Raw genomic sequence first — 562 nt, 5'->3', positions numbered from 1 at the left:
CGGGCGCCCGGTCCGATCCCCGTCCTCCGGGGATGTCACTGACGCTACGAAGGGGACGGCGGGTACGCCTTGACCGCGGTCAAGCCGCCGTGTGGGAGGCTGATGGCGTGCGTATCGACCTGCCCCTCATCCCCGTGGATGAACCAGAGCCGTGCGCGGCCCGGGTCCCGCTGTTCACCGGGCTGGATCTGGAGCAGCTGCGCCGGGTCTCCGCCCTGGCGCGGCCGCTCGTGCTCGAGGCCGGCGATGCCCTGCACCTGGCCGGTGACCGCACGGACCGCCTGTGCGTCGTGCACAGCGGCCGCCTGGCGCTGACGCTCGGCTCAGCGACCGGCCGGGAACGTGTGGTGCGGATGGTCGAGCCGGGGGACTCCGTGGGCGAGCACGAGTTCCTCACGGGCGAGCCGGCCCGGCATGGGGCGCGCGCCGTGGCCGCGACCCGCCTGTGCACCTTCTCCCACGCCGAGGTCGCCCGACTCCTGGCCGAGCATCCGGGCATCGGGGGACACGTGATACGGACGCTGGCCGTCCGCTTGGCCGAGGCTGAACAACGGCGGGCCCG

1 protein-coding gene is annotated in these 562 nt (G+C 74.0%); it reads left to right on the top strand.

All coding sequences use genetic code 11. The features are described from left to right. Nucleotides 1-107: 107 nt before the first annotated feature. Nucleotides 108-562, top strand: a 455-nt coding sequence (locus ACFWJO_RS40320; protein ID WP_386873331.1) for a Crp/Fnr family transcriptional regulator, incomplete at its 3' end; no start/stop codon positions are given.

The sequence above is a fragment of the Streptomyces sp. NPDC127092 genome (assembly GCF_042722475.1).
In the GTDB taxonomy this organism is placed as follows: Bacteria; Actinomycetota; Actinomycetes; order Streptomycetales; family Streptomycetaceae; genus Streptomyces.
The sequence above is the reverse complement of the archived record's forward strand: the minus strand, read 5'-3'. Positions and strand labels throughout refer to the sequence as shown.